This is a genomic window from Clostridioides sp. ES-S-0123-01, assembly GCF_020658415.1.
Taxonomy (GTDB): domain Bacteria; phylum Bacillota; class Clostridia; order Peptostreptococcales; family Peptostreptococcaceae; genus Clostridioides.
The window spans coordinates 59,969-82,528 of the sequence record NZ_JACVWD010000006.1; the positions used below are offsets into that span (position 1 = coordinate 59,969).

At 29.1% G+C, this 22,560-nt stretch carries 17 protein-coding genes; 12 read left to right on the forward strand and 5 right to left on the reverse strand.

Annotation, left to right across the window (positions count from 1 at the left end; translation table 11 throughout):
• Position 1: 1 nt before the first annotated feature.
• The 11 genes from hpdC (at position 2) to nhaC (ending at position 12,638) form a co-directional block, all read left to right on the forward strand.
• Entirely contained in the window at positions 2–259 is a 258-nt protein-coding gene (gene hpdC, locus IC175_RS15065) for a 4-hydroxyphenylacetate decarboxylase small subunit (protein ID WP_227434571.1), read from the forward strand.
• Positions 252–1,202, forward strand: a complete 951-nt coding sequence (gene hpdA, locus IC175_RS15070; RefSeq protein ID WP_227851679.1) for a 4-hydroxyphenylacetate decarboxylase activase — start codon at positions 252–254, stop codon at positions 1,200–1,202. The genes hpdC and hpdA overlap by 8 nt, the downstream gene beginning before the upstream one ends.
• A 427-nt stretch (positions 1,203–1,629) precedes the next feature.
• Positions 1,630–3,030: a sigma 54-interacting transcriptional regulator gene (locus IC175_RS15075; RefSeq protein WP_285894659.1), complete on the forward strand. Its 1,401-nt coding sequence runs from the start codon at positions 1,630–1,632 to the stop codon at positions 3,028–3,030.
• A gap of 215 nt (positions 3,031–3,245) precedes the next feature.
• Positions 3,246–4,313 (forward strand): 2,4-diaminopentanoate dehydrogenase, encoded by a 1,068-nt coding sequence (gene ord / locus IC175_RS15080; RefSeq protein ID WP_227434573.1) that lies wholly within the window; start codon positions 3,246–3,248, stop codon positions 4,311–4,313.
• Positions 4,314–4,347: 34 nt separating this feature from the next.
• The gene (gene ortA / locus IC175_RS15085) at positions 4,348–4,656 is read left to right on the forward strand and encodes a 2-amino-4-oxopentanoate thiolase subunit OrtA (protein WP_227831446.1); all 309 of its coding nucleotides are present in this window, start codon (positions 4,348–4,350) and stop codon (positions 4,654–4,656) included.
• A complete protein-coding gene (gene ortB / locus IC175_RS15090; RefSeq protein WP_227483548.1) occupies positions 4,649–6,079 on the forward strand; it encodes a 2-amino-4-oxopentanoate thiolase subunit OrtB in 1,431 nt (476 codons plus the stop codon). The genes ortA and ortB overlap by 8 nt, the downstream gene beginning before the upstream one ends.
• A gap of 77 nt (positions 6,080–6,156) precedes the next feature.
• Positions 6,157–6,531 carry an ornithine aminomutase subunit alpha gene (locus IC175_RS15095; RefSeq protein WP_227434576.1) on the forward strand — a complete coding sequence of 125 codons (375 nt, stop codon included), beginning with the start codon at positions 6,157–6,159 and terminating at the stop codon, positions 6,529–6,531.
• Positions 6,525–8,729, forward strand: a complete 2,205-nt coding sequence (gene oraE / locus IC175_RS15100; RefSeq protein ID WP_227831444.1) for a D-ornithine 4,5-aminomutase subunit OraE — start codon at positions 6,525–6,527, stop codon at positions 8,727–8,729. Before IC175_RS15095 ends, oraE begins: the two co-directional genes overlap by 7 nt.
• A complete protein-coding gene (locus IC175_RS15105; RefSeq protein ID WP_227483546.1) occupies positions 8,729–10,138 on the forward strand; it encodes a GlmL-related ornithine degradation protein in 1,410 nt (469 codons plus the stop codon). Before oraE ends, IC175_RS15105 begins: the two co-directional genes overlap by 1 nt.
• A complete protein-coding gene (orr, locus tag IC175_RS15110; protein WP_227483545.1) occupies positions 10,123–11,187 on the forward strand; it encodes an ornithine racemase Orr in 1,065 nt (354 codons plus the stop codon). The genes IC175_RS15105 and orr overlap by 16 nt, the downstream gene beginning before the upstream one ends.
• Positions 11,188–11,216: 29 nt before the next feature.
• Positions 11,217–12,638: a Na+/H+ antiporter NhaC gene (nhaC, locus tag IC175_RS15115; protein ID WP_227434580.1), complete on the forward strand. Its 1,422-nt coding sequence runs from the start codon at positions 11,217–11,219 to the stop codon at positions 12,636–12,638.
• A 134-nt stretch (positions 12,639–12,772) separates the two neighbouring features.
• Here nhaC and IC175_RS15120 read toward each other — a convergent pair whose 3' ends face one another.
• The 3 genes from IC175_RS15120 to IC175_RS15130 all read right to left on the reverse strand — a co-directional run bounded on the left by IC175_RS15120 (position 12,773) and on the right by IC175_RS15130 (position 17,766).
• Positions 12,773–14,128, reverse strand: coding sequence for an APC family permease (locus tag IC175_RS15120; RefSeq protein ID WP_227851680.1), 1,356 nt, complete (start codon positions 14,126–14,128; stop codon positions 12,773–12,775).
• Between the two features lie 36 nt (positions 14,129–14,164).
• Positions 14,165–15,385, reverse strand: a complete 1,221-nt coding sequence (locus IC175_RS15125; RefSeq protein ID WP_227851681.1) for a M20 family metallopeptidase — start codon at positions 15,383–15,385, stop codon at positions 14,165–14,167.
• 368 nt (positions 15,386–15,753) lie between these two features.
• The gene (locus tag IC175_RS15130) at positions 15,754–17,766 is read right to left on the reverse strand and encodes a sigma 54-interacting transcriptional regulator (protein WP_227831441.1); all 2,013 of its coding nucleotides are present in this window, start codon (positions 17,764–17,766) and stop codon (positions 15,754–15,756) included.
• A gap of 612 nt (positions 17,767–18,378) precedes the next feature.
• Between IC175_RS15130 and IC175_RS15135 the strand changes: the two genes are divergently transcribed.
• Positions 18,379–19,029, forward strand: coding sequence for a Crp/Fnr family transcriptional regulator (locus IC175_RS15135; protein ID WP_227434583.1), 651 nt, complete (start codon positions 18,379–18,381; stop codon positions 19,027–19,029).
• A gap of 149 nt (positions 19,030–19,178) precedes the next feature.
• Here IC175_RS15135 and IC175_RS15140 read toward each other — a convergent pair whose 3' ends face one another.
• Both IC175_RS15140 and IC175_RS15145 read right to left on the reverse strand, forming a co-directional pair.
• Positions 19,179–20,555, reverse strand: coding sequence for an MATE family efflux transporter (locus tag IC175_RS15140; RefSeq protein WP_227434584.1), 1,377 nt, complete (start codon positions 20,553–20,555; stop codon positions 19,179–19,181).
• 15 nt (positions 20,556–20,570) lie between these two features.
• Positions 20,571–22,484 carry an ABC-F family ATP-binding cassette domain-containing protein gene (locus IC175_RS15145; RefSeq protein WP_227851682.1) on the reverse strand — a complete coding sequence of 638 codons (1,914 nt, stop codon included), beginning with the start codon at positions 22,482–22,484 and terminating at the stop codon, positions 20,571–20,573.
• Positions 22,485–22,560 lie beyond the last annotated feature (76 nt).

Below are 22,560 nucleotides of genomic sequence, written 5' to 3' on the forward strand. Positions count from 1 at the left end.
TATGAGAAAACATAGTGATTGTATGAATTTTTGCGCAGTAGATGCGACTAAAGGGATTTGTAGATTATCAAAACAAATGATTAATTTAGATGATGAAGCATGTTCAGAAATAAAAGTAATGCCAAAATGTAAAAATTGTAAAAATTTTGTTGATGCTAATGATGAAGGTATAGGTAAATGTGTTGGGCTAGAGAATGAAGATTGGGTATACTCAACATTAAACGCAATTACTTGTGAAGGGCATGTGTTTAATGAATAGTCAAAGACAATTAGAAGGAATGATTTTTGATATACAAAGCTTTTCAGTTCATGATGGGCCAGGTTGTAGAACAACTGTGTTTTTAAATGGATGTCCACTTAGTTGTAAGTGGTGTGCAAATCCTGAAAGTTGGACTGTTAGACCACATATGATGTTTAGTGAGTTGTCTTGTCAATATGAAAATGGATGTACTGTATGTCATGGTAAATGTAAAAATGGTGCATTGAGTTTTGACCTTGACAATAAGCCAGTCATAGATTGGGGCATATGTAAGAATTGTGAGAGTTTTGAATGTGTCAATTTGTGTTATTATAATGCGTTTAAATTATGTGCAAAGCCATATACTGTAGAGGAACTTGTAAAGGTGATTAAGCGTGATTCTAATAACTGGAGAAGTAATGGAGGAGTAACATTTAGTGGAGGAGAGCCACTACTTCAACATGAATTTTTACATGAAGTGCTATTAAAATGTCATGAAACAAATGTGCACACTGCTATTGAAACGAGTGCATGTGTTTCAAATGAAATTTTTAATAATATATTTAAGGATATCGACTTTGCATTTATTGATATAAAACATATGGATAGAGAAAAGCATAAGGAACAAACAGGTGTGTATAATGATTTAGTATTAGAAAACATATCAAATCTTGTAAACTCTGACTGGGGTGGAAGATTAGTACTTAGAGTACCAGTTATTTCAGGATTTAATGATAGTATAGAAAATATAAATGATATTATATCTTTTATGCATAAAAATAATTTAGTAGAAATTAATCTGTTACCATTTCATAGACTAGGAGAGTCAAAATGGATTCAATTAGGTAAAGAATATGAGTATTCTGATAAAGGAGATGTTGATGAAGAGCATCTTGAAGAATTACAGGACATATTTTTAGATAATGGCATAGCCTGTTATGTTGGGCATGAGACTGCTTTTTAGAAATAAATATTATGAAAATTAAATATTAGTTTGTAGAATCGAGTTATCGCATGAGTAAATTAAATTTGTTCTGTGATAGCTCTTTTTTACGTATTTTAATTAAGTATATTTTAACTTGTTTTATATAAAGTTTATATTTTAAGTTAAAAATATGTACGAGAATAAAGGTATACAAATACTCTTTTTTAGATAATATTTGAGTATAAATAATATATTTAGAATATTTTTTTTAATAAGGAAATATCAACAAAAGGGAAAATACTAAGAATATAACCATTACTATTCATGCTTTACTATGTAGTTCATCAAGTATTAATTAAAAATATAATGGACATAAAAAATATCATAAATATGTGATAAGATAAATATATAGAAATATTTTACTTATTTTTGGGTTGTTATATATTTAGGTACTGGGGTGATATAGTTGAACCAAGAAATATTTTTTAAAGTAATGAATGAAATATTGGAAAATATTGATGAAGGGGTACATTTTGTTAATAAAGAAGGGAAAACTATAATCTACAATGATTCTGTACAAAAAATGGAAAAAATGAATAGACATGATGTTTTAACTAATTCATTTTTTGATATAGTCAGCAAAATGAAAATAAATAGAAGTACACTAGTAGAAGTTTTGGAAAAAAGGGAAATTATTAAAGACAATATTCAAAAATATCTAGATAAAAATGGAAAAGAAATAACAGCAATAAATACTACGATACCAATTGATATTAAAGGAGAATTTGTAGGGGCACTTGAAATATCAAAGAATATGACAACTATAGAAAATTTATTAAACAGAAGCTATAAAAAAAATTTAATTAATAAAGTTGACAATAAACAAAAAAAGGGCTATGAATTTGATGATATTTTAGGGGAAAGTAATCTGATTAAAGAGGCAATAGCAAAATCTAAGAAAGCTTGTAAGTCTGATGCCTCAGTATTTATATATGGTGAAACTGGGACAGGCAAAGAGCTATTTAGCCAGTCCATTCACTATGGAAGTAATAGAAAAAATTATCCATTTATAGCACAAAATTGTGCAGCTTTACCAGAATCATTATTCGAAGGAATACTATTTGGAACTGCTAAGGGAGGATTTACAGGGGCAATAGACAGGCCAGGTTTATTTGAGCAAGCTAACAAAGGGACATTATTATTAGATGAAATAAACTCCATGCCTATTATGTTACAGGCTAAATTGCTAAGAGTTTTGCAGGAAGGTTATGTAAGAAGAGTTGGAGGGACTAAGGATATACCTGTTGATGTAAGAATTATTGCAACAACAAATGAAAGTCCAAAAGTTATTTTAAATGAGAATAAAATGAGAAAAGATTTATATTATAGGCTTAACATAATAGATATAAAAATTCCTCCTCTTAGAGATAGAAAAGAGGATATATCTGTATTATGCAAAAAATTTATTTCAAAGTATAATAAAAAGTTAAATAAAAAAGTAGTAGGTATTTCAGATGAAGCTATCAGGGTTTTAAAAAATTATGACTGGCAAGGGAACATAAGAGAACTAGAAAACATAATTTATTGTACTATGAGTATGATGGAAAACGAGATACAAATAGAAACAAGCATGATTAATTTAAATGACTATTACAATCTTAAAGAGAATAAAGAGGGGAATACTTATTCTTTAAATGATTTAGAGAATAAGACACTTAATAATGTTCTCAGTGAGATAGAAGAGAAGTATATATATGAATCATTAGAAAAGGCATCATATAATATAACTAAGGCTGCATCAATTTTAGGTATGAATAGGCAAAATTTACAATATAAAATAAAAAAATATAATATTAAAGTCCTATAAAGAAGTAAAATAAAGGCGCAAAATTATTATAAAAGAGCAAATTTTTTTGCTCTTTTTTTATTTCTCAGAAAAAATATTATTTTTTATTTATGAAAATACATAACAAGATAATTATAGTTTCAACGTTCTAATAAATATTTATTTTTGTTTTGAAGTTGGCACGATTCATGCTTTAACTAATAATTAAGAATATAAATTTTTAGGAGGGTGTATATATGAGAAAAGTAAGAGTTGGTATATGGGGATTTGGAGCTATGGGGATAGGCATGGCTAATATGATTTTAAAAAAAGAAGGTATAGAAATAGTATCTGTTTGCAGTAGAAGTACTTCAGGTAAAAGTATGTATGATGTCCTAGGAATTGAAAGAGGAGAAAGAACAGAAGTTATTATCAATGGAAATTATGAAGAAGTTTTTAAAGAAAAAAGTGTAGATGTTGTTTTATTAGCAACTGATTCATTTACTAAAAAGGCTTTTGATAAAATAATGTTCTTATTAAATAGAAAAATAAATGTTATATCAACAGCAGAACAAATGGCATATCCACAAGCTGATGATGCAGACTTGGCTAAGAAAATGGATGAAGTTGCAAAAGAGAATGGAGTAAGTATTCTTGGAACAGGAATCAATCCAGGGTTTGTACTAGATTTACTAGTATTAGCGCTTTCAGGTACTTGTGAAGAAGTTAATAGTATAAAAGCGAAGAGGGTAAATGATTTATCACCATTTGGAAAATCTGTTATGGTAGAACAAGGTGTTGGAGTAACAAAAGAAGAGTTCATAAAAGGTGTAGAAAATAATACTATAGCAGGTCATGTAGGATTTGTAGAATCAATAAATATGATAGCTGATGGATTAGGGTGGAAACTAGATAAGATAGAACAAACAAAAGAACCAATAATGACTACAGTAGATAGAAAATCTAAGTACGGAGAGGCATTGGCTGGAAATGTTGCTGGTTGTAGACAATGTGGATATGGATATGTAAATGGAGATGTTTTAATTGAAATGGAGCATCCACAACAGATAATACCTGAAGCAGAAGGTATTAAAACAGGAGACTATGTATCAATAAAAGGGATACCAAATATTGATTTACAAATAAATCCTGAAATACCTGGAGGGGTAGGTACTTATGCAATGATAGTAAACTCTATTCCATTAATAATAAATGCTAGACCAGGCCTTAAAACTATGTTGGATATACCAGTACCTAGAGCAATAATGGGAGATATAAGAAATCAGATAGAAATTGAGTTAGAAGAAGAGTCAAAAGCAAATTAATAAAATAACAGTTAGCTGATAAGGGGATGAAAAAATGGATGCTAAAATTAATGATTGGGTTATTATACACAATATAGTGTTGACTCCAGAAGAAAGAGCTCCACAAGTTCCAGAGGATACTAAGAAAGTATCCTTAGAAATGTGGGTTAAAGGGTTTATACAAAAGGATGCCTCTATAGGTGATTTAGTAGAAGTTAAAACAATTACGGGTAGACTTGTAAAAGGTGATTTACTTAAAGTAAATCCATATTATACTCATGATTATGGTAAATGTATACCTGAGTTACTCCAAATAGGAATACAGGCTAAAGAAATATTATTTGGAGGTGTATATAATGAATAATGCAGCATCAATGAAAGATATGAGCTATCAAGCTGTCATGGGAAGAAACAATGAAATAATGAAAAACGCAATTGGATTGGATTACTCATCTTTTGAACAAGAAGGAATAGGATTTGACTATGAAAAAATGATGGGTGAAACAGGATATACATTACAAGATATTGAAGCAATTCAATCACAATATGCTGTTGGAAATACTCCTATAATAGAACTTAAAAATTTAACTAAGTTGGCCAGAAGATGTGCTCCAGAAGGTAAAGGTGCTAGAATATTTGTAAAAGATGAAGCAATGAATGCATCTGGTAGTTTTAAAGCAAGAAGAGCAGCTACTGCAGTATATCATGCTAAAAAAATGGGATATAAAGGTGTAATAGCAGCTACTAGTGGTAACTATGGAGCAGCTGTAGCATCTCAGGCAGCAATGCAGGGTTTAAAATGTATAATAGTTCAAGAATGTTATGATTCTAATGGTCTAGGTCAACCTGAGATTATAGAGAAAGCAAGAAAATGTGAGGCATATGGTGCAGAAGTTATTCAATTAACTGTTGGACCAGAATTATTTTATACATTCTTAGTCCTACTAGAAGAAACAAGCTATTTTAACGCATCGTTATATTCACCATTTGGAATTGCAGGTGTAGAAACTTTAGGATATGAGCTAGCTATTCAATTTAGAGAAAAATATAAAAAAGACCCTGATGTAGTTGTTTGTACAAATGCAGGTGGAGGTAATCTCACTGGAACAGCAAGAGGACTAATAAAAGCTGGTTCTCTTAACACAAAAGTAGTTGGAGCAAGTGTTGATTTAAAAGGATTACACATGGCTAGTGATAGTCAATTTAATAAAAAATCATTTACAACAGGACATACAGGTTTTGGTATACCATTCTGTACATGGCCTGATAGGTCAGATGTACCTAGGTCTGCAGCTAGACCACTTAGATATATGGACAGATATGTGTTAGTAAAACAAGGAGAAGTTTTCTATACAACTGAATTATTGGCACAGTTGGAAGGTATAGAAAGAGGACCTGCTGGAAATACATCTTTAGCAGCAGCATTTTCCTTAGCACAAGAATTGGATGAAGATAAAGTTGTAGTAGTACAAGAGACAGAGTATACAGGTGCAGGTAAACACATATGTCCACAGCTTACATTTGCAAAAGAAAATGGAATAGATATAAAATTTGGAAATCCAAGAGAAGAAATTGCAGGAGTAAACTTAATATTACCAGAAAGACCAGAATTATTAAAATGTGTTGATATCGACATAAATAAAATAAGAAAATCATTTATAAAAAATTGTATATCTCATAATGGTATTGATGATGTTAATAGTCTAAGTAATGAAGATATAGAGTTTCTAATGAAAGAAGTAAAAAGTTCAAGAGATTTTGTTATTGATACGTTAGATAATTTATAATAATTACTATTTTTTAATTTAACATGAAATGAATAGTTGGAAAATTCACTTAAATTAATATGAATGGGGGAATGTTCATGAAAAAAAGAGAGGATGATTTTGAGGTTAGAAGAAAACATCTTCAGAAATTGAGCGATGATGAGTTAAAAGAAAGATTTTGGAGTTTAGCTGCCCAGATAGTAGAACCAATGATAGACCTTGGCAAAAAGAATACAACGCCATCAATAGAAAGGTCTGTTTTGTTAAGAATGGGATTTTCTTCTCTTGAGGTAAAACCTATTTTAGAAGGTGTTATGGAAAGAGGTCTTATAGGTAAGGGAGCAGGGCATGTAGTTTATAAGCTTGCTAAATCTAAAAATATATCAGTTAGAGAAGCTGGTTTATTATTAGTTAATGGTGAATATTGGGATGAAGTTACATGTTTATTTAGAGAAGGGGTAGAATCATGTTAAAGGAAAATAAAAAATTAGATATAGACTATATATTAAAAGATTTGGATAAATATAAACCAAAAAGAAGAGGTTGGGTTTGGAGAGAACACTTGGAAAATCTTGAAATGGGACCTTTTGAATATAAAGACTGTACAAAACCTTTAAAGAAGAGTGTAGGGTTACCATCATCTAAATATTTTAATAATATAGACCCTCAACCAAGCCCAATTATTACTACTGAAATAGCTTCTGGAAGATTTGAAGATGATATAAGAAGAATGAGGATGGCAGCTCATCACGGTGCTGACCACTTAATGGTCATTAGAACTGCTGGGCAATCACATTTTGACGGACTTATAGAAGGAACCCCTCAAGGTATAGGAGGTGTTCCAATAACAAGAAAACAAGTAAGAGCTCAAAGAAAAGCTCTTGACTTTATAGAAGAAGAAGTTGGTAGACCTATTAATTACCATTCATATGTAAGTGGTGTTGCGGGTCCTGAAGTAGCAGTAATGTTTGCTGAAGAAGGGGTCAATGGAGCACATCAAGACCCACAATATAATGTTCTATATAGAAATATAAACATGGTAAGATCTTTTGTAGATGCTTGTGAAGCTAAGCAAATAATGGCTTTTGCAAATATAGCTCAAATAGATGGAGCACATAATGCTAATGCTACGGCTAGAGAAGCATGGAAGGTAATGCCTGAACTTATGGTTCAACACGCTTTAAATTCTATATTTTCAGAAAAAATAGGAATAGATAAAAGTAATATATGCTTATCAACAGTGCCACCAACAGCCCCTCCAGCACCATGTTTAAGAATAGACTTACCTTATGCTGTTGCACTTAGAGAATTATTTAGTGATTATAAGATGAGAGCTCAAATGAATACTAAATATATGGAATCATCAACTAGAGAAGCAACAGTTACTCATGTATTAAATTTATTAACATCAGTACTAACTAGAGCTGACATACAATCAACTATAACACCTGACGAAGGTAGAAATGTACCTTGGCATATATACAACATAGAAGCATGTGATACAGCAAAGCAAGCTTTAGTTGGCATGGATGGTCTTATGGATATGATAGAACTTAAGGATGTTGGAGAATTAAGATACAAAGCAAGAGAGCTTAAAGAAAGAGCTGTACTATATATGGAAGAAATCTTTGAAGTTGGAGGATATTTTGAATCAGTAGAACAAGGATTCTTCGTTGACTCAGGAAATTATCCAGAAAGAAATGGTGATGGTATATCTAGAAAAATAAAAGGCGGAGTTGGTGAGGGTACTGTTTATGAAAGAGATAAAGATTATTTAGCACCTGTAACTGCTCACTTTGGATACAATAATGTAGCTCAATATGATGAAAAAGCTATAGATAATCCATCAATATTAATAGATGGATGTACATTTGAAAATCCAAACAAAATAATATATATCGATGAACTTGATGATTTTGATAATGTAGAAAATAGACTAAAAGAATCAGAGGAATACAGAGGTGGAACTAAAATCAAACCTGAAATGGAATGGTGTGCAGATGGAATTGTGATGATAACAATGATGCTTCCTACTGATAAAAGAACAGCTGAGTTTGCAGCATTGGAATTTGTCAAAAAAATGAATTTACAAGAAGTTGAAGTTATAAGTAGAGAAGTTATGCATGAATCCGAAGGCACTAGGATAGAAGTGAAGGGAAGAGTTCCATTTGATATAGATTTAAATGACTTAGTAATACCAGAAGAACCTAAAGTACTAACTGATGAAGAAATAAGAGCAGATATAGAAGAAAAGCCTATGAAAATAGTTTCAGCTACAGTTGGAGAAGACGAACACTCAGTTGGTTTAAGAGAAATAATAGATATAAAACATGGTGGTATTGAAAAATATGGTATAGAATGTCATTACTTGGGAACTTCTGTACCTGTAGAAAAATTAGTAGACGCAGCAATAGAGCTAAATGCAGATGCAATACTTGCATCTACAATAATAAGTCATGATGATATTCATTATAAAAATATGAAGAAATTACACGATTATTGTGTAGAAAAAGGTATAAGAGATAAAGTAATGATTGCTTGTGGAGGAACACAGGTAACACCTGAAATAGCCATTGAACAAGGAATAGATGCTGGATTTGGAAGAAACAGCAAAGGTATACATGTAGCCACTTTCTTAGTTGAAAAAAGAAGAGAAATGAATAATAAATAATGGAGAATAAAAAAGTTTCTTTAAAAATAGATGTGTTGGTAGCTGAAATAGGAAGTACTACCACTGTAGTAAACGCTTTCCATAATATTGATTCTGATAATCCTGTATTTTCGGGTCAAGGTCAGGCTCCAACAACAGTATTTGAAGGTGGCGATGTAAGAAATGGCTTATCGGGTGCTATTAAAGATTTAGCTAATAAATTATCTGTAGATGATATAAAGTATAATGATATGTTTGCAACTTCTAGTGCAGCTGGTGGATTAAAAATGACTGTTCATGGATTAGTGTATGATATGACAGTAAAAGCAGCTAAAGAAGCTGCTCTAGGAGCTGGAGCTGTTATTCGTCAAGTAACATCAGGTAGAATTAAAAGAACTGATTTAAAGAAAATAAAAGAAATAAATCCCAACATAATCTTAATAGCTGGTGGAGTTGACTATGGAGAAAGAGATACAGCTATTTATAATGCTGAAATGATAGCTTCTATGAGTTTAGGTATACCAGTTATATATGCTGGTAATGTTGAAAATCAAGAAGAAGTAAGGTTAATATTTGAAGATACGAATTATAAGCTTTATATAACAGAAAATGTATACCCTAAAATAGATTTATTGAATATAGAACCTACAAGAAAAATCATTCAAGGTGTGTTTGAAGACCACATAACTACAGCGCCAGGAATGAGGTATATCAAAGAAATGGTTAATGAAAATATTACCCCAACTCCAGGGGCTGTAATGGAAGCTTCTAAACTTTTATATAAAAATATTGGAGATTTATTAACTCTAGATGTAGGTGGAGCAACTACTGATGTGCATTCTGTTACATATGGGAGTGACTATATTAATAAAATATTAGTTAATCCTGAACCTGTAGCTAAGAGAAGTGTTGAGGGAGATTTAGGTGTATATGTAAATATGAAAAATATAGTAGAAGTTATAGGTAAAGAAAATTTACAAAATGAATTATCTATAGATATTGATAAAGTAATAGATAATTATCCACCAATACCAAAATCAAAAGAAGAAATATTATTTGTGGAGAGATTGACAAAAGAAGCTGTTATTAAAGCTATGTTAAGGCATTCAGGGAAAATAAGAAATATTTATGGAACAACTGGAAAAACCAAAATTGCAGAAGGAAAAGATTTAACAGAAGTAAGATATATAGTGGGTACAGGGGGAGCACTTACTAGGCTCCCTAGTAGAATTAAAATATTAGATGGTATAACTAAATACAATAAAAATAAAGAATTACTATTTCCAAAGGAAAAAACAAAGATATTGATAGATAATGACTATATTATGGCATCTATGGGGGTTTTATCTAAAAAATACGAAGAAGCATCTCTTAAGCTCCTACTAAAAAGTTTAAACTTCAAGGAGGAAAGACTATGTACCCTAGATTAGAAATAGATATAGAAAAATTAAGACATAATGCTAAAGTAATTTTACAGAGTTGTCATGAAAGAAACATTAAAGTATCTTTCGTAACTAAATCATTTTGTGCACGAAAAGAAATAGTAGAAGCAGTATATAATGAAGGAATAGATCATATAGCAGATTCAAGAATACAAAACTTAAAAAAGTTACAAAATATAAATTTACCTAAAATACTAATTAGAATACCCATGATAAGTGAACTAGAAGAAGTTATCAATTATTGTGATATAAGTTTTAACTCAGAATTAGAAACTATAAAGAAATTAAATGAATTATGTGAAAGTAAAAATATTATTCATAATATAGTTCTTATGTTTGACTTAGGAGATTTACGAGAAGGGTATTTTTATGAAGAAGACCTCTTTAATAGTATAAAAGAGATAGTAAAACTAAAAAATATTAAAATAATTGGTATAGCTACAAACTTAACTTGTTATGGAGCTATTATACCATCTAAAGAAAATACAGGTAGGCTAGTAAGTATAGCTCAAAAGATAGAAGGTAAATTTGGAATAAATCTAGAAATAGTATCAGGAGGTAATTCAAGTTCTATACATTTAATGACAAGTAATAATATGCCAGAAGGTATTAATAATTTGAGAATAGGTGAATCTATTTTACTTGGTAGAGAAACGGCATACGGTAAAAATATAAATGGGACATATCAAGATGTATTCAAATTAATATGTCAAATAGTTGAATGTAAAGAAAAACCATCAGTTCCTATTGGAGAAATAGGAGTTGATGCGTTTAGAAATAAACCTGTTTATGAAGATAAAGGAATCTTAAAAAGGGCAATTATAGCCATAGGTAAACAGGACATAAATATTGACTCTTTAATTCCAATAGACACTGATATAGAGATATTAGGGGCAAGTTCAGACCACATGATATTAGATGTAAGTAATACAAAATGTGATTATAAATTAGGCGACAATGTAGATTTTTTATTAACTTATGGAGGTATCATGTCATCTAGTACAAGCGAATATGTTTCAAAGAAAATTATAGTATAGTGTTCAAATAATTAGGAGGAAATTATTTTATGAAAGAGCGAGAATGTAGAAAAGCAAATCTGTTTGATGCAATGATACCAATTACTTGCTTGATATTATTTTTAAGTTTAGGGGTATTAATGTATGGCTCATCACCTCATGTACCACTAATAGGAGCTGCAGCAGTAGCAGGCCTTGTAGCTGTATATAGGCTTGGATTTAAATGGAAAGACCTAGAATTAAGTATGTTTAATAGTATAAAGATGGCAATGCAAGCAATCTTAATCATAATTATAATAGGTGTGCTTATAGGAACTTGGATAGTAAGTGGAGTAGTTCCATGTATGATTTACTGGGGACTAAAAATTTTATCACCAAATATTTTTTTAGTAGCATCCACATTAGTCTGCTCAATAGTGTCTCTTGCAACAGGGTCATCTTGGAGTACAATGGGTACAGTAGGCGTGGCACTTTTAGGAATTGGGCAAAGTTTAGGTATGCCAACTGGATTAATAGTGGGTTCTATAATATCTGGAGCTTACTTTGGAGATAAACTATCACCTTTATCTGAAACGACTAACTTAGCACCAGCAATGGCAGGAACAGATTTGTTTACACATATAAAATATATGTTATATTCAACTATACCATCATTATTAATTTGCTTAGTAATTTATGGTGTAATCGGAATGAAGTATTCAGGTCAAGCATTAGATATAAAACAGATAGAGCTAATTAGGTCTACATTAGATTCTACATTTAATACTTTATCACCAGTATTATTATTAGCTCCAGCAATAGTAATTGGATTGGTTATATTCAAAGTTCCTGCTATACCAGGGCTTATAGTAGGTGCTGTATTAGGAGTATTGTTTGCAGTAGTTTTCCAAGGAGAATCTATGAATGTAATATTAGATGCAGCACAAAATGGATATGTTTCATCAACACAAGTAGAAGAGGTAGATGCTTTATTGTCTAAAGGTGGGATTATGAATATGATGTCTACTGTATCTTTAACAATATGTGCCTTATCTCTTGGAGGTATTTTAGAAAAAACAGGCATGCTTGAAGCAGTAGCTTCTTCTTTACTAAGGTTAGCAAAGGGTGTATTTGGAACAGTATTATGTACAATGGTAACTTGCACAGTTACTAACATAATAGCAGGAGAACAATACTTGTCTATAGTTATACCAGGAAGAATGTATAATAAGGAATATAAAAAGAGAGGTATACATCCTAAGATGCTATCAAGAGCTTTAGAAGATAGTGGAACTTTAAGTTCTCCATTGGTACCATGGAATACATGTGGAGCGTATATAACAGCAACATTAGGTGTATCTGCATTAACATATGGTCCATATGCATTATTAAATATCATAAATCCATTGGTATCTCTAGCATTAATTGCATGTAAGTTTAAAATAGCAAAAATAGAAGATGAACCTGAAACTTGTTTGAATTTTGATGTTTGATTATAGTATTTGATATATGTTACTTATTAGAAAAAATAAAGGCCTAAACTTTGTGTAAATAATAAAGTTTAGGTCTTTATTAACTTTTTCTATAGATTTTAAATAAAAAAGAATGTCAAGCAATCTATAAAATATTACTGAATTTTTTCTCTTGGAAGATATAATTTTGAATCTTCTGACTTATCTTTGCACTCACATTCAATTTTTTTGTTTTTTTTCATAAGTACATATAAAGGTGCTATCAATAACATTGCTCCTAATCCTATCAAAACTCTATTTTGAGTTATAGGTTTTGACATATCTTCAACCCAAGCTTGTTGTAACAACCATATACTACCTAATATAGCTACTGTTGGTATAACAGGGCCAAAAGGAATTTTAAATGAAGCCTGGATATCTGCTCTTTTTCTTAAAACTATTACTGCTAAACAAGTTGGTATGTATTGAGCAAATCTGGCAATTACACTCATTACTGCAAGCTGTTCAAAACTTCCAGTTAATACAAGTGGTATGCAGAAGATTAAAGATATTATTATTGCTACATATGGAGCATCATATTTATTTGTTTTTCCTATAAATGCTGGAAGAGAGCCTTCTTCTGCTAGAGCAGAACCACACTTGGGAGTTACTATTGAAGAACCTATATTTATTCCAAATATAGATATTAATGTTGCTACAGATATAAATACTTTACCATAATTGCCTAAAAATACGCTTGAAGCGTCTGCGATTGGAATACTATTTTCAAATAATTTGTCTCCAAGTATACCCATACAGACAACTTGAATTAAGATATAAATTATTGCACATATAAATATTGTAGTTATTAATGCTATTGGAAGATTTTTTTTAGGATTATCCATTTCTCCACTTGCTACAACAAATGATTCAAATCCAGTAAACGCGTAAAATACTAATATTATAGCTGGTCCTATACTAGAATTTACAACATTGCCTGAAGGAACAACATTACCAAATTTTATAAAGAATATTCCTACTATTACAAAAACTATTAATGGTACTAATTTAGCTATGGTTATTACATTATTCATTATCTTTGTACTTTTAATTCCAAATAAGCTGTTTATTGAAAGTAATGTTACTAATGACACTGCGATATATCCTTTATATTCAGTAGCAGCTTCTGGCCAAAATGCACCTAAAGCTGTTGCAAATCCTACTGCTAGTGTAGACCATGATATGGTTCTAATAACCCAAGACATTGTACCAACTTCAAAACCTATAAAATCACCAAATGCCTTTTTGGAGTATAAATATGCACCTCCATTTTTGTCAAACATACTTCCAGCCTCTGCAAAACATAAAAGTATTGATAGAACCAGAAGTGTAGCAAAAATATATATAAATATACTATTTTGGCTCGCTAGATTGTAAACTTTACCTGGTAGTAAGAATATACCTGAACCTATGATACTATTAATTCCTAATAATATCATACTAAATAACCCTAATTTTTTAGCTTTTTCCATATTAATTTATCTCCTATTCTTTTATTAATTACCATATTAATTAAAATATAAAGTATTCATTACATGCATCATAACTCCTATTGGAAGACAATCCTCATCTACATTAAATTTAGAGGTATGAAGAGGTGAAGTCAGTCCTTTTTCCTCGTTTTTGCACCCTAAATGGAAGAATGCTCCTTTGCAATGTTCTGTATAAAAAGAAAAATCTTCACCACCTAATGAAGGGTTTGCTCTCAGTATAAATTTTTCTTCTCCAAGTAATTCCTTAGTACTTGAAATAACAGTATCTACTAATTCCCTTTCATTTATAACAGCAGGGTAATTTTCATCGCTCACGTGTAATGTTCCAATACATCCAAATGCAGATGCTGTATCTTCAACAATTTTAGTAATCTTATTAATTACAAAATCTCTTGTCTCACTATTTAAAGTTCTCAATGTACCCTCTAATTTTACATCTTCACATATTACATTATGTGCATCACCACCATATATTTTGCCTATAGTCAAAACTGCAGCATTATTTGGTTCTAGGTTTCTACTTATTATGGTTTGTAGTGATGTAACAATTTGTGAAGCTGTGACTATTGCATCAATACCATTTTCAGGATACGCACCATGAGCTCTTTTACCCTTAACACTTATTTCTATAGTATCAACACTTGCATTTAATGTGTCGTATTTCGTTTCAATAAATCCTGTTTTAATGTGTGGCATGACATGAAGCCCAAATATATAATCAGCTTTAGGGTTTTCTAAACACCCATCCTCAACCAAGAACTTTGCTCCACCAAAACCTTCTTCTGCTGGTTGAAATAAAAATTTTACATTTACATTTAGATTATCTTTCATTGAATAGAGTACTTTGCATGCTCCAAGTAACATTGTTGTATGCGCATCATGACCACAAGCGTGCATTTTTCCATTATGTATTGATTTATAAGGTATATCGTTTTCTTCTTCTATAGGAAGCGCATCCATATCTGCTCTTATACAAATAGTTTTATCTGCATTTTCTTTTAAAATGTATGCCATAATTCCATTGTGTTTTGTAAATTCCATACAATCAATTCCTATTTCTTTTAAATAAGAAATGACTTTTTGTTTTGTAAGATTTTCCTCAAGAGCTAATTCTGGTATTCTATGTAATTCTCTTCTAACATCTATTAACCAAGGTTTTGTAGAATTACAACTTTCTATTACAAAATCTTTTTCTAATTCTTTAACTTGATTTTTTAATTTTAAAGCTGGTTGCATTTTTATTCCTCCAATTACTTTTTATTGTCTTGTTAATATAGTTAAGCAATTATTATGCCATGTTTTTTTACTTAAGAATTTTGTTTTTTATAAAAATATTGAATAAAAAAAATCATTACATTGTATGAAAAGTATGAAAAATAAATATTATATTGCAATTTTCAGTAAAAAATTTTGTTTTGGATAAAGATTGCACTATATATGAGTATTTATAAAAAAAATAGGAAAATTGTTATTTATCCTATTCCTATTAATTCCTATTAATTAGATAAAAATAGACTATAATTTTGATGTATTTAGCAAACAAAAAAATCTACTAAGGAGACAAACTATTCCCTAATAGATTTTTTATTTAATAGTTGATAAACTTATAGAGTTTCATACTTTAATTTACTATAAAAGATTTCTCCTTTTTGAGTTATTTTACTTCCATATCTTCCCGAATTACAAATTATAAATTCTTCTTTTTTTAGATATTCAAATATTTTTTTTATTTTACCTTCAGTAATTTGAATATTTTTATCTAGTAATCTTTGCAAAATTAGTCCTCTACCAATACCAACATCTGATTCTTTATTTAAAATCAACAATTCTAGTATATTTAAAATATCATTTTTATTATACTTTAGTTTTAATGGGGAATTCTTATTATCTAAAGTCCTTAAGTTTGGAGGTAAGTCCTTTTCAAGTACAATATCATCACACATAATATTTAAGTAAGATGTTACATTTTGGAGTTCTCTTATATTACCTTTCCATTTATAGTTTTGTATAAGTTCTTTTGCCTCTGGTGTAATCAATAACTTTTTATTAATTAAATCTTCCATAATAATTAAGATATCTTCTTTTCTCTCCCTTAAAGGAGGTATATTTATTGGAATTGTATTTAATCTATAATATAAATCCTCTCTAAATCTACTATTATCAATCATTTGTTCTAGGTTTTTATTAGTAGCTGATATGATTCTAACATCTATGTTAATTATATTATGAGAACCAACAGGCATTATTTGTTTTTCTTGGAGAACTCTAAGTAGCTTTGTTTGTAGTTCTAAGGGCATGTCGCCAATTTCATCTAAGAATATAGTTCCATTATTTGCTAATTCAAATAATCCCTGTTTTCCTTCTTTTAGCCCCCCAGTAAAAGTACCTTTATCATATCCAAATAACTGACTTTCTAGTAAGTTTTCAGGAACAGCTGCGCAATTTACTGCTATAAATGGCTGATTTTTTCTAGTTGAATTATTGTGTATAGATTGGGCTATGAGTTCTTTACCAGTTCCACTTTCACCTCTAATAAGTATACTTAAATCAGATTTAGAAACTTTTTTAGCTAAATCTATGCATTCAAGCATCTTTGGGCTATTTGTTTTTATATCTTTGAATGTATATTTCGCTATTTGCCCTTTTTCTCTTAATTTTTTAGTTAAATTTTGTTCCAGCTTTTTTATGTATGTTATTTCTTGTAAACTGTAATATGTACCCATTTTTTCATCTTTATTGTATATGTTTTTTTTATTTACATTTATATACTTTTTATCAAATATAATAACCTTGTCCAATATCTCTTTTTCATTTAATAAAACCTTTAAACTATCTATAAACACTTCTTGAATATATTTACCATAGATATCCTCTTTTATGTTTAAGATGTCTTTTACTTTACTATTATATGTATTTATTACACCATCTTTTGAAGTAAATAATATTCCATCTTTTGATAAGTTCAATATTGTATCTAATTCTTCTATCTTTAAAAACAGTTCTTTATATTTATCTTTTATACCTGTGTCTAAACTTATTATTTCTTCTGAGTATTTAACCAGATTAGATTGTATTTCTTTTGAGTCGATTTGTAATAAGTTTATTATTTCTATAAAGGTAGAAATATCTATATATCTATGACCTAAATCAAAAATATCTGAGATAGAACTAGGGACTTTTTCTGGAACTCCTGGAGTTATAGCTATCTTTATATCTTTATAATTATTTTCGTTCATATATGGAACTGGTCTAATATTAGTTACTCCAATCTTATAAAATAAGCTTATAGTCTCTAAAGTAGTTTCATCAGAATCATTTACAATTAAAGCATTTGTACCTTGTGGTAAGGATAATAAATCATATACTTTATCTTCCTTAAAAGTTCTTCTTATTACAATAACTTTTTTCTTGTCTAATATATTATTTATAATTTTGTCTAATCTTTCTACAGACATTACCAATATTACATCATCATTTATAATATCATCATTATTTATTTCATCTATAAAGTATCTGTTAATTTTTATGTAATCTCCAAAAACTAACTTTAAGTTATTTTCCAAAAAATCTATTAAATCTTTTCTGCTATCATTTACTAAAGCTACTGATTTTTTCATTGATTTCTCCTTATTTATATAATAAATAGTTTTTAATAATATTTACAGGAAGGTTATTTCCATAATCAGTATATCTTATTGTATCTAAAATTGTACAAAACTTATATAATATTAATACTTAAACTATTAAACATTATTAATACTATAAAATAATTTAATTTTAATATCTTTTTTATATAACATCAATAACTTTATATCTAACCTTTTAAATTTAATAGCGTTTTATACAAAAAAGAAGGTGCCTAGATATGATTTTTTGAGAATCATACATAGAAACCTTCTTCCTTATAATTAAATCTTGTCACCAAATCCCCCTAATTGTTGCTTAAAATTCAAAATGTATGTATATTTTTCATTTCTATTCGATTAAATTATAATATACATCTAAAAAATTTATTTTAACAAATTCTATTGATAATACAATTTCATAAATATAGAATTATATTAAAATAAATAATATATGAAAATATATATGTATAAGTTTATTCTGCTTGAGTAGAATAGATTTGTCAAGATTAATTTAATTGTTATATTATCTTTTGTTAAAAATTAATCTAAATTAAAATATATAAATAGAATATTTTATACAATATATCATAAAAGGAGAATTTAATGAAAGCAGAAGAGACGAGCATATACCCAATTATTAAAAATAATTTAAATCAAGTATCCATTGTTGAATATAAAAAAGGGCAAAGATTTGTAGCATCAGATGAAGATTTGCAAGAAGTCTTTTTTATAATAGAGGGAGTTGCATTAGTAGAATGTTCCACTAGAGGAGGAAATAAATTTCTTGTTGATATTGTGCCAGAAAATGAATTTATAGGTAAAATTAGTTATATATATGAACATAACTTGAAATGTGATATATTTGCAAAAACTAATATAAGATTATTTAGATTTAAAAAAGATGTATTTGATGAGTTATACCTTAAAAGAGATTTTATTGAATTATTTCACAGTAAATGTACAAGAAGAATATATGAGTTGTACAAAACTAGAATGGTAAGAGAATTATTTTCTTGTACAGAAGTTATTGCTTATTGTATCTTAAAAAAACAAGAGCATAGTATATGTAAAGCAAAGCATATTCGTAACTTTAGTGAAATTTATTCAATCAGTAGAAAGAGTAGATACCACTCCCTATTGAATTTAATTGAAAAGGGTATAATTAAAAAAATAGATAGCACATATGAAGTTTTGAATTATGATAAATTACATAGATTAGCCTTTGAAGTAAAGGAATTTTTAGAAGATAAATAGTTATTAATATTATTGTTATTTAATTAAAATATAATATAATAATTTATATAAAAAATAAAAAATAGCTTCACTGAAAACTAGAAATAATTTAGCTGTTTTCAGTGATACTATTTTAAAGTATTATATACTACTAAAATACACTATTGTTATTAATCAATTTCCTTAACTATGTTAATAGCCCATTTTTTAGATAATGCTCTAGGTACCCCAAATATAAATTTTACAACTTCTTCACTGTAAGTGAGTAGAACAAGGATAAATATAGGTGCACCTTTGAATGCAGCTATAAAAGTTAAAGGAAGTGAAGCTAACCACATACATCCTAATTCTAAAAATAGAGCATATTTAGTATCTCCACCACTTCTCAAAATACCAATTATAATTAATGTATTAAATGATTTTAGAGCCATTAGTATACCCATTATAAAAAATATTTTAGTTATATCAGAAGACAAGCTATCAGAAACACTGAACATCTTTAATAATAATGGGATATTTAAAATTAAAATAACTCCAAGTATTAAACCAGCTAAAAACACTAGTATAGAAAATTTCTTAGCATATTCAATGGCTCTTTTGATATGGTCAGCACCAAGTTCATTACCAAGCATAATAGATGCACCAGATGCAATACATACAGCAGTCATTATAAAGAAGTTACCTGTACTAGTTGCTATTTGACTTGCTGCTATAGCAGATGTACCTGCTCTTGAATAAGCAACAGAATACAGGACAGTTCCAACTGCCCATGCAGAGTCATTTACAAATATAGGGAAACTCTTTGATGAAAAAGATTTGATAAAAATCTTATCGATAGCCTTTAGATTTTTCAACCCAAATTTTAATATATAGTCTTTTTTATAAAAATACACATAAGTAAGCATTAAAATTAATTCGCATATTCGTGCAATTACAGTTGCTAAAGCAGCTCCTTTTACGCCTAATGCAGGAAGCCCTAAATTACCAAATATAAATCCATAATTTAAAATAACATTTGTTACAAGAGCAAATGCACTGCAAATCATACCCAACTTAGGATTCCTAACACCTCTAGAACCAGTACTAAACACTGTACTTATAGCTATCAATGGATAACTAAATACTGCGATACTAAAATAGTCTATACAAAGTCTTACAACCTCTGAATCATAAGAAAATATGTGTATTATTGGTTTTGGTGTTAGTAGAGCAGGGATAACAAATACAAAGCTTAAAGCAAGTGCTAATATACAGGTAAGACCTGTAACCTTTCTTATATTGCTAATATCTTTTTTTCCATAAAACTGTGAAATAAAAACTCCAGCTCCGCCTGTAATACCAGACAGAGACATATTAAAAAGAAAGAAAAATTGGTTTGCAACTCCAACTGAAGCTACAGATACTTCACCTAAACTACTTATCATAACTGTATCTATTACATTTACAGATGTAGAAATTAAGTTTTGTATGATAATAGGTATACATAAAGATAGAAGTATCTTGTAAAACCTTTTATTTTCATCCTTTAAAGAAAACAATGCTTGCAAATAATCCTCTCCTTTTTACATAAACTCTTCCCACTCATCATATAGAGAGGAAAGGTCATTTTCTAAACTGATTTTTTCTTGACTGACTTCTTTAGCTTTCTCAGGATTAGAGTATACTTCTTCTTGACACAATAGCACATCTAATTCTTCAATTTTAAGTTCTAGTTTTTCAATTTCTTTTTCTATACTTTGCCTTTTTATTCTATTTTTCTTTTCTGATTCTCTTTGTTCTCTTTCTTTTCTTTTTTCATCTTTTATTTGAGTCCTTGTTTTTTCTTCTTTCTCTTCAACAATACTCATTTCTTGAACTTGTCTTTTCTTATCAATATAATAATCATAGTTACCTAAATATTCAGTAACTCCATCTTCATCTAAAACAAGAATCTTATCTACAACAGTATTTAGAAAATATCTATCATGTGATATTGTAAATATAGTACCATCATAATTAGTTAGTGCTTCCTCAAGAACCTCTTTAGAATCAATATCTAGGTGGTTAGTAGGCTCATCTAACAATAAGAAATTTGCATTTGATAATATAAGTTTAAGTATAGCCACTCTAGCTCTTTCTCCACCACTTAATGTAGAAATTTTCTTGAAAACTTCTTCATCAACAAATAAAAATGCTCCTAACATATTTCTTAAAGTGGTTTGAGTAAGATGATTATTGTTTTCCCAAATTTCATCAATTATAGTGTTATCCAAATTAAGAGTTTTTTGTTCCTGATGGAAGTAAGAAACATGGACATTAGTTCCAAATTTAATATTACCATTAATAGGTTGTAGATCATTAGTTATTATTTTAAATAATGTAGACTTACCAATGCCATTTGCACCTATAAGAGCAACTTTTTCTCCTCTATATATGTCTAAGTTTAAATCTTTAAAAAGTATTCTTTTTCCATATCCCATAGAGACGTCTCTAATTTGAAGGACATCATTTCCACTTTGAACAGATGGAGTAAATTGTATACGAGCTTTTTTTCTATAAGCTTCTGGCTTATCTAAAACATCCACTTTATCCAATGCTTTTTCTTTGCTTCTTGCACGTTTTAGGTGCTTTTCCCGACCATACGCTTTTAGTCTTTCAATAGATTCTTCTTGTTTTTTTATTTCTTTTTGTTGGTCTTCGAATTTTTTTAGTTCTAGTTCTTTTTCTATTTTAGACAGTTCAACAAATTTAGAATAGTTACCATTATATACTCTAAGTCTTTTATTGTGAATTTCAAAAATTCTATTTACAGCTTGGTCTAAGAAATATCTATCATGAGATATTAGCATAACAGTACCTTTGTATTGTTTTAAAAATACTTCTAACCATTCTATTGCTTCAGAATCTAAGTGGTTAGTAGGCTCGTCAAGTAATAATAAAGTTGGTTTTTTAAGAAGTAATTTTCCTAAAAGAACCCTAGTTTTTTCACCACCAGAAAGTATACTTATTGGTTTATCCATATCATTGTCACTAAATCCTAATCCTTTTAAAACTCCCTTAGCTTCAGACTTATATCCATATCCATTTAAATCTGAAAATAATTCCAACTTATGTGAATATTCATCCATGATTTTTTCTAAAATAGGAGAGTTTGTTTTTGTGCTTTCCTCAGATATTTTAACTTCCAATTCTCTTAAATAGGACTCCATATCTATCAAATCTTTAAAAACTTCCAACACTTCTTCTAAAATGGTATTATCCGAATAAAAATTGGTATTTTGTTCTAAATATCCGATTTCACAATCTTTAGAAGTGTAAATATCTCCACTATCATAGCCATAAATTCCTGATATTATTTTAAATAAAGTAGTTTTTCCAGTACCATTAATGCCAATTATACCAATTTTATCGCCTTCATTTACTGTAAAACTAATATTTTCCAATATAGAATCTATGCCAAAACTTTTATTTAAGTTGTTACATGACAAAACAATCATAAATTTCTACCTCCTTGAACTATCTAAAATTATAATGTTTTGATATAATATAATCAAGGTTATATGTATTAGTTTT

Excerpts from the sequence above, each read along its gene's own strand:
- IC175_RS15120 (WP_227851680.1), bottom strand. The coding sequence starts at position 14,128 with ATGGAAAAAGCTAAAAAATTAGGGTTATTTAGTATGATATTATTAGGA.
- hpdA (WP_227851679.1), top strand. The coding sequence starts at position 252 with ATGAATAGTCAAAGACAATTAGAAGGAATGATTTTTGATATACAAAGC.
- oraE (WP_227831444.1), top strand. The coding sequence starts at position 6,525 with ATGTTAAAGGAAAATAAAAAATTAGATATAGACTATATATTAAAAGAT.
- IC175_RS15095 (WP_227434576.1), top strand. The coding sequence starts at position 6,157 with ATGAAAAAAAGAGAGGATGATTTTGAGGTTAGAAGAAAACATCTTCAG.
- hpdC (WP_227434571.1), top strand. The coding sequence starts at position 2 with ATGAGAAAACATAGTGATTGTATGAATTTTTGCGCAGTAGATGCGACT.
- IC175_RS15135 (WP_227434583.1), top strand. The coding sequence starts at position 18,379 with ATGAAAGCAGAAGAGACGAGCATATACCCAATTATTAAAAATAATTTA.
- orr (WP_227483545.1), top strand. The coding sequence starts at position 10,123 with ATGTACCCTAGATTAGAAATAGATATAGAAAAATTAAGACATAATGCT.
- IC175_RS15125 (WP_227851681.1), bottom strand. The coding sequence starts at position 15,385 with ATGCAACCAGCTTTAAAATTAAAAAATCAAGTTAAAGAATTAGAAAAA.
- IC175_RS15105 (WP_227483546.1), top strand. The coding sequence starts at position 8,729 with ATGGAGAATAAAAAAGTTTCTTTAAAAATAGATGTGTTGGTAGCTGAA.
- nhaC (WP_227434580.1), top strand. The coding sequence starts at position 11,217 with ATGAAAGAGCGAGAATGTAGAAAAGCAAATCTGTTTGATGCAATGATA.
- IC175_RS15145 (WP_227851682.1), bottom strand. The coding sequence starts at position 22,484 with ATGATTGTTTTGTCATGTAACAACTTAAATAAAAGTTTTGGCATAGAT.
- ord (WP_227434573.1), top strand. The coding sequence starts at position 3,246 with ATGAGAAAAGTAAGAGTTGGTATATGGGGATTTGGAGCTATGGGGATA.
- ortA (WP_227831446.1), top strand. The coding sequence starts at position 4,348 with ATGGATGCTAAAATTAATGATTGGGTTATTATACACAATATAGTGTTG.
- ortB (WP_227483548.1), top strand. The coding sequence starts at position 4,649 with ATGAATAATGCAGCATCAATGAAAGATATGAGCTATCAAGCTGTCATG.
- IC175_RS15130 (WP_227831441.1), bottom strand. The coding sequence starts at position 17,766 with ATGAAAAAATCAGTAGCTTTAGTAAATGATAGCAGAAAAGATTTAATA.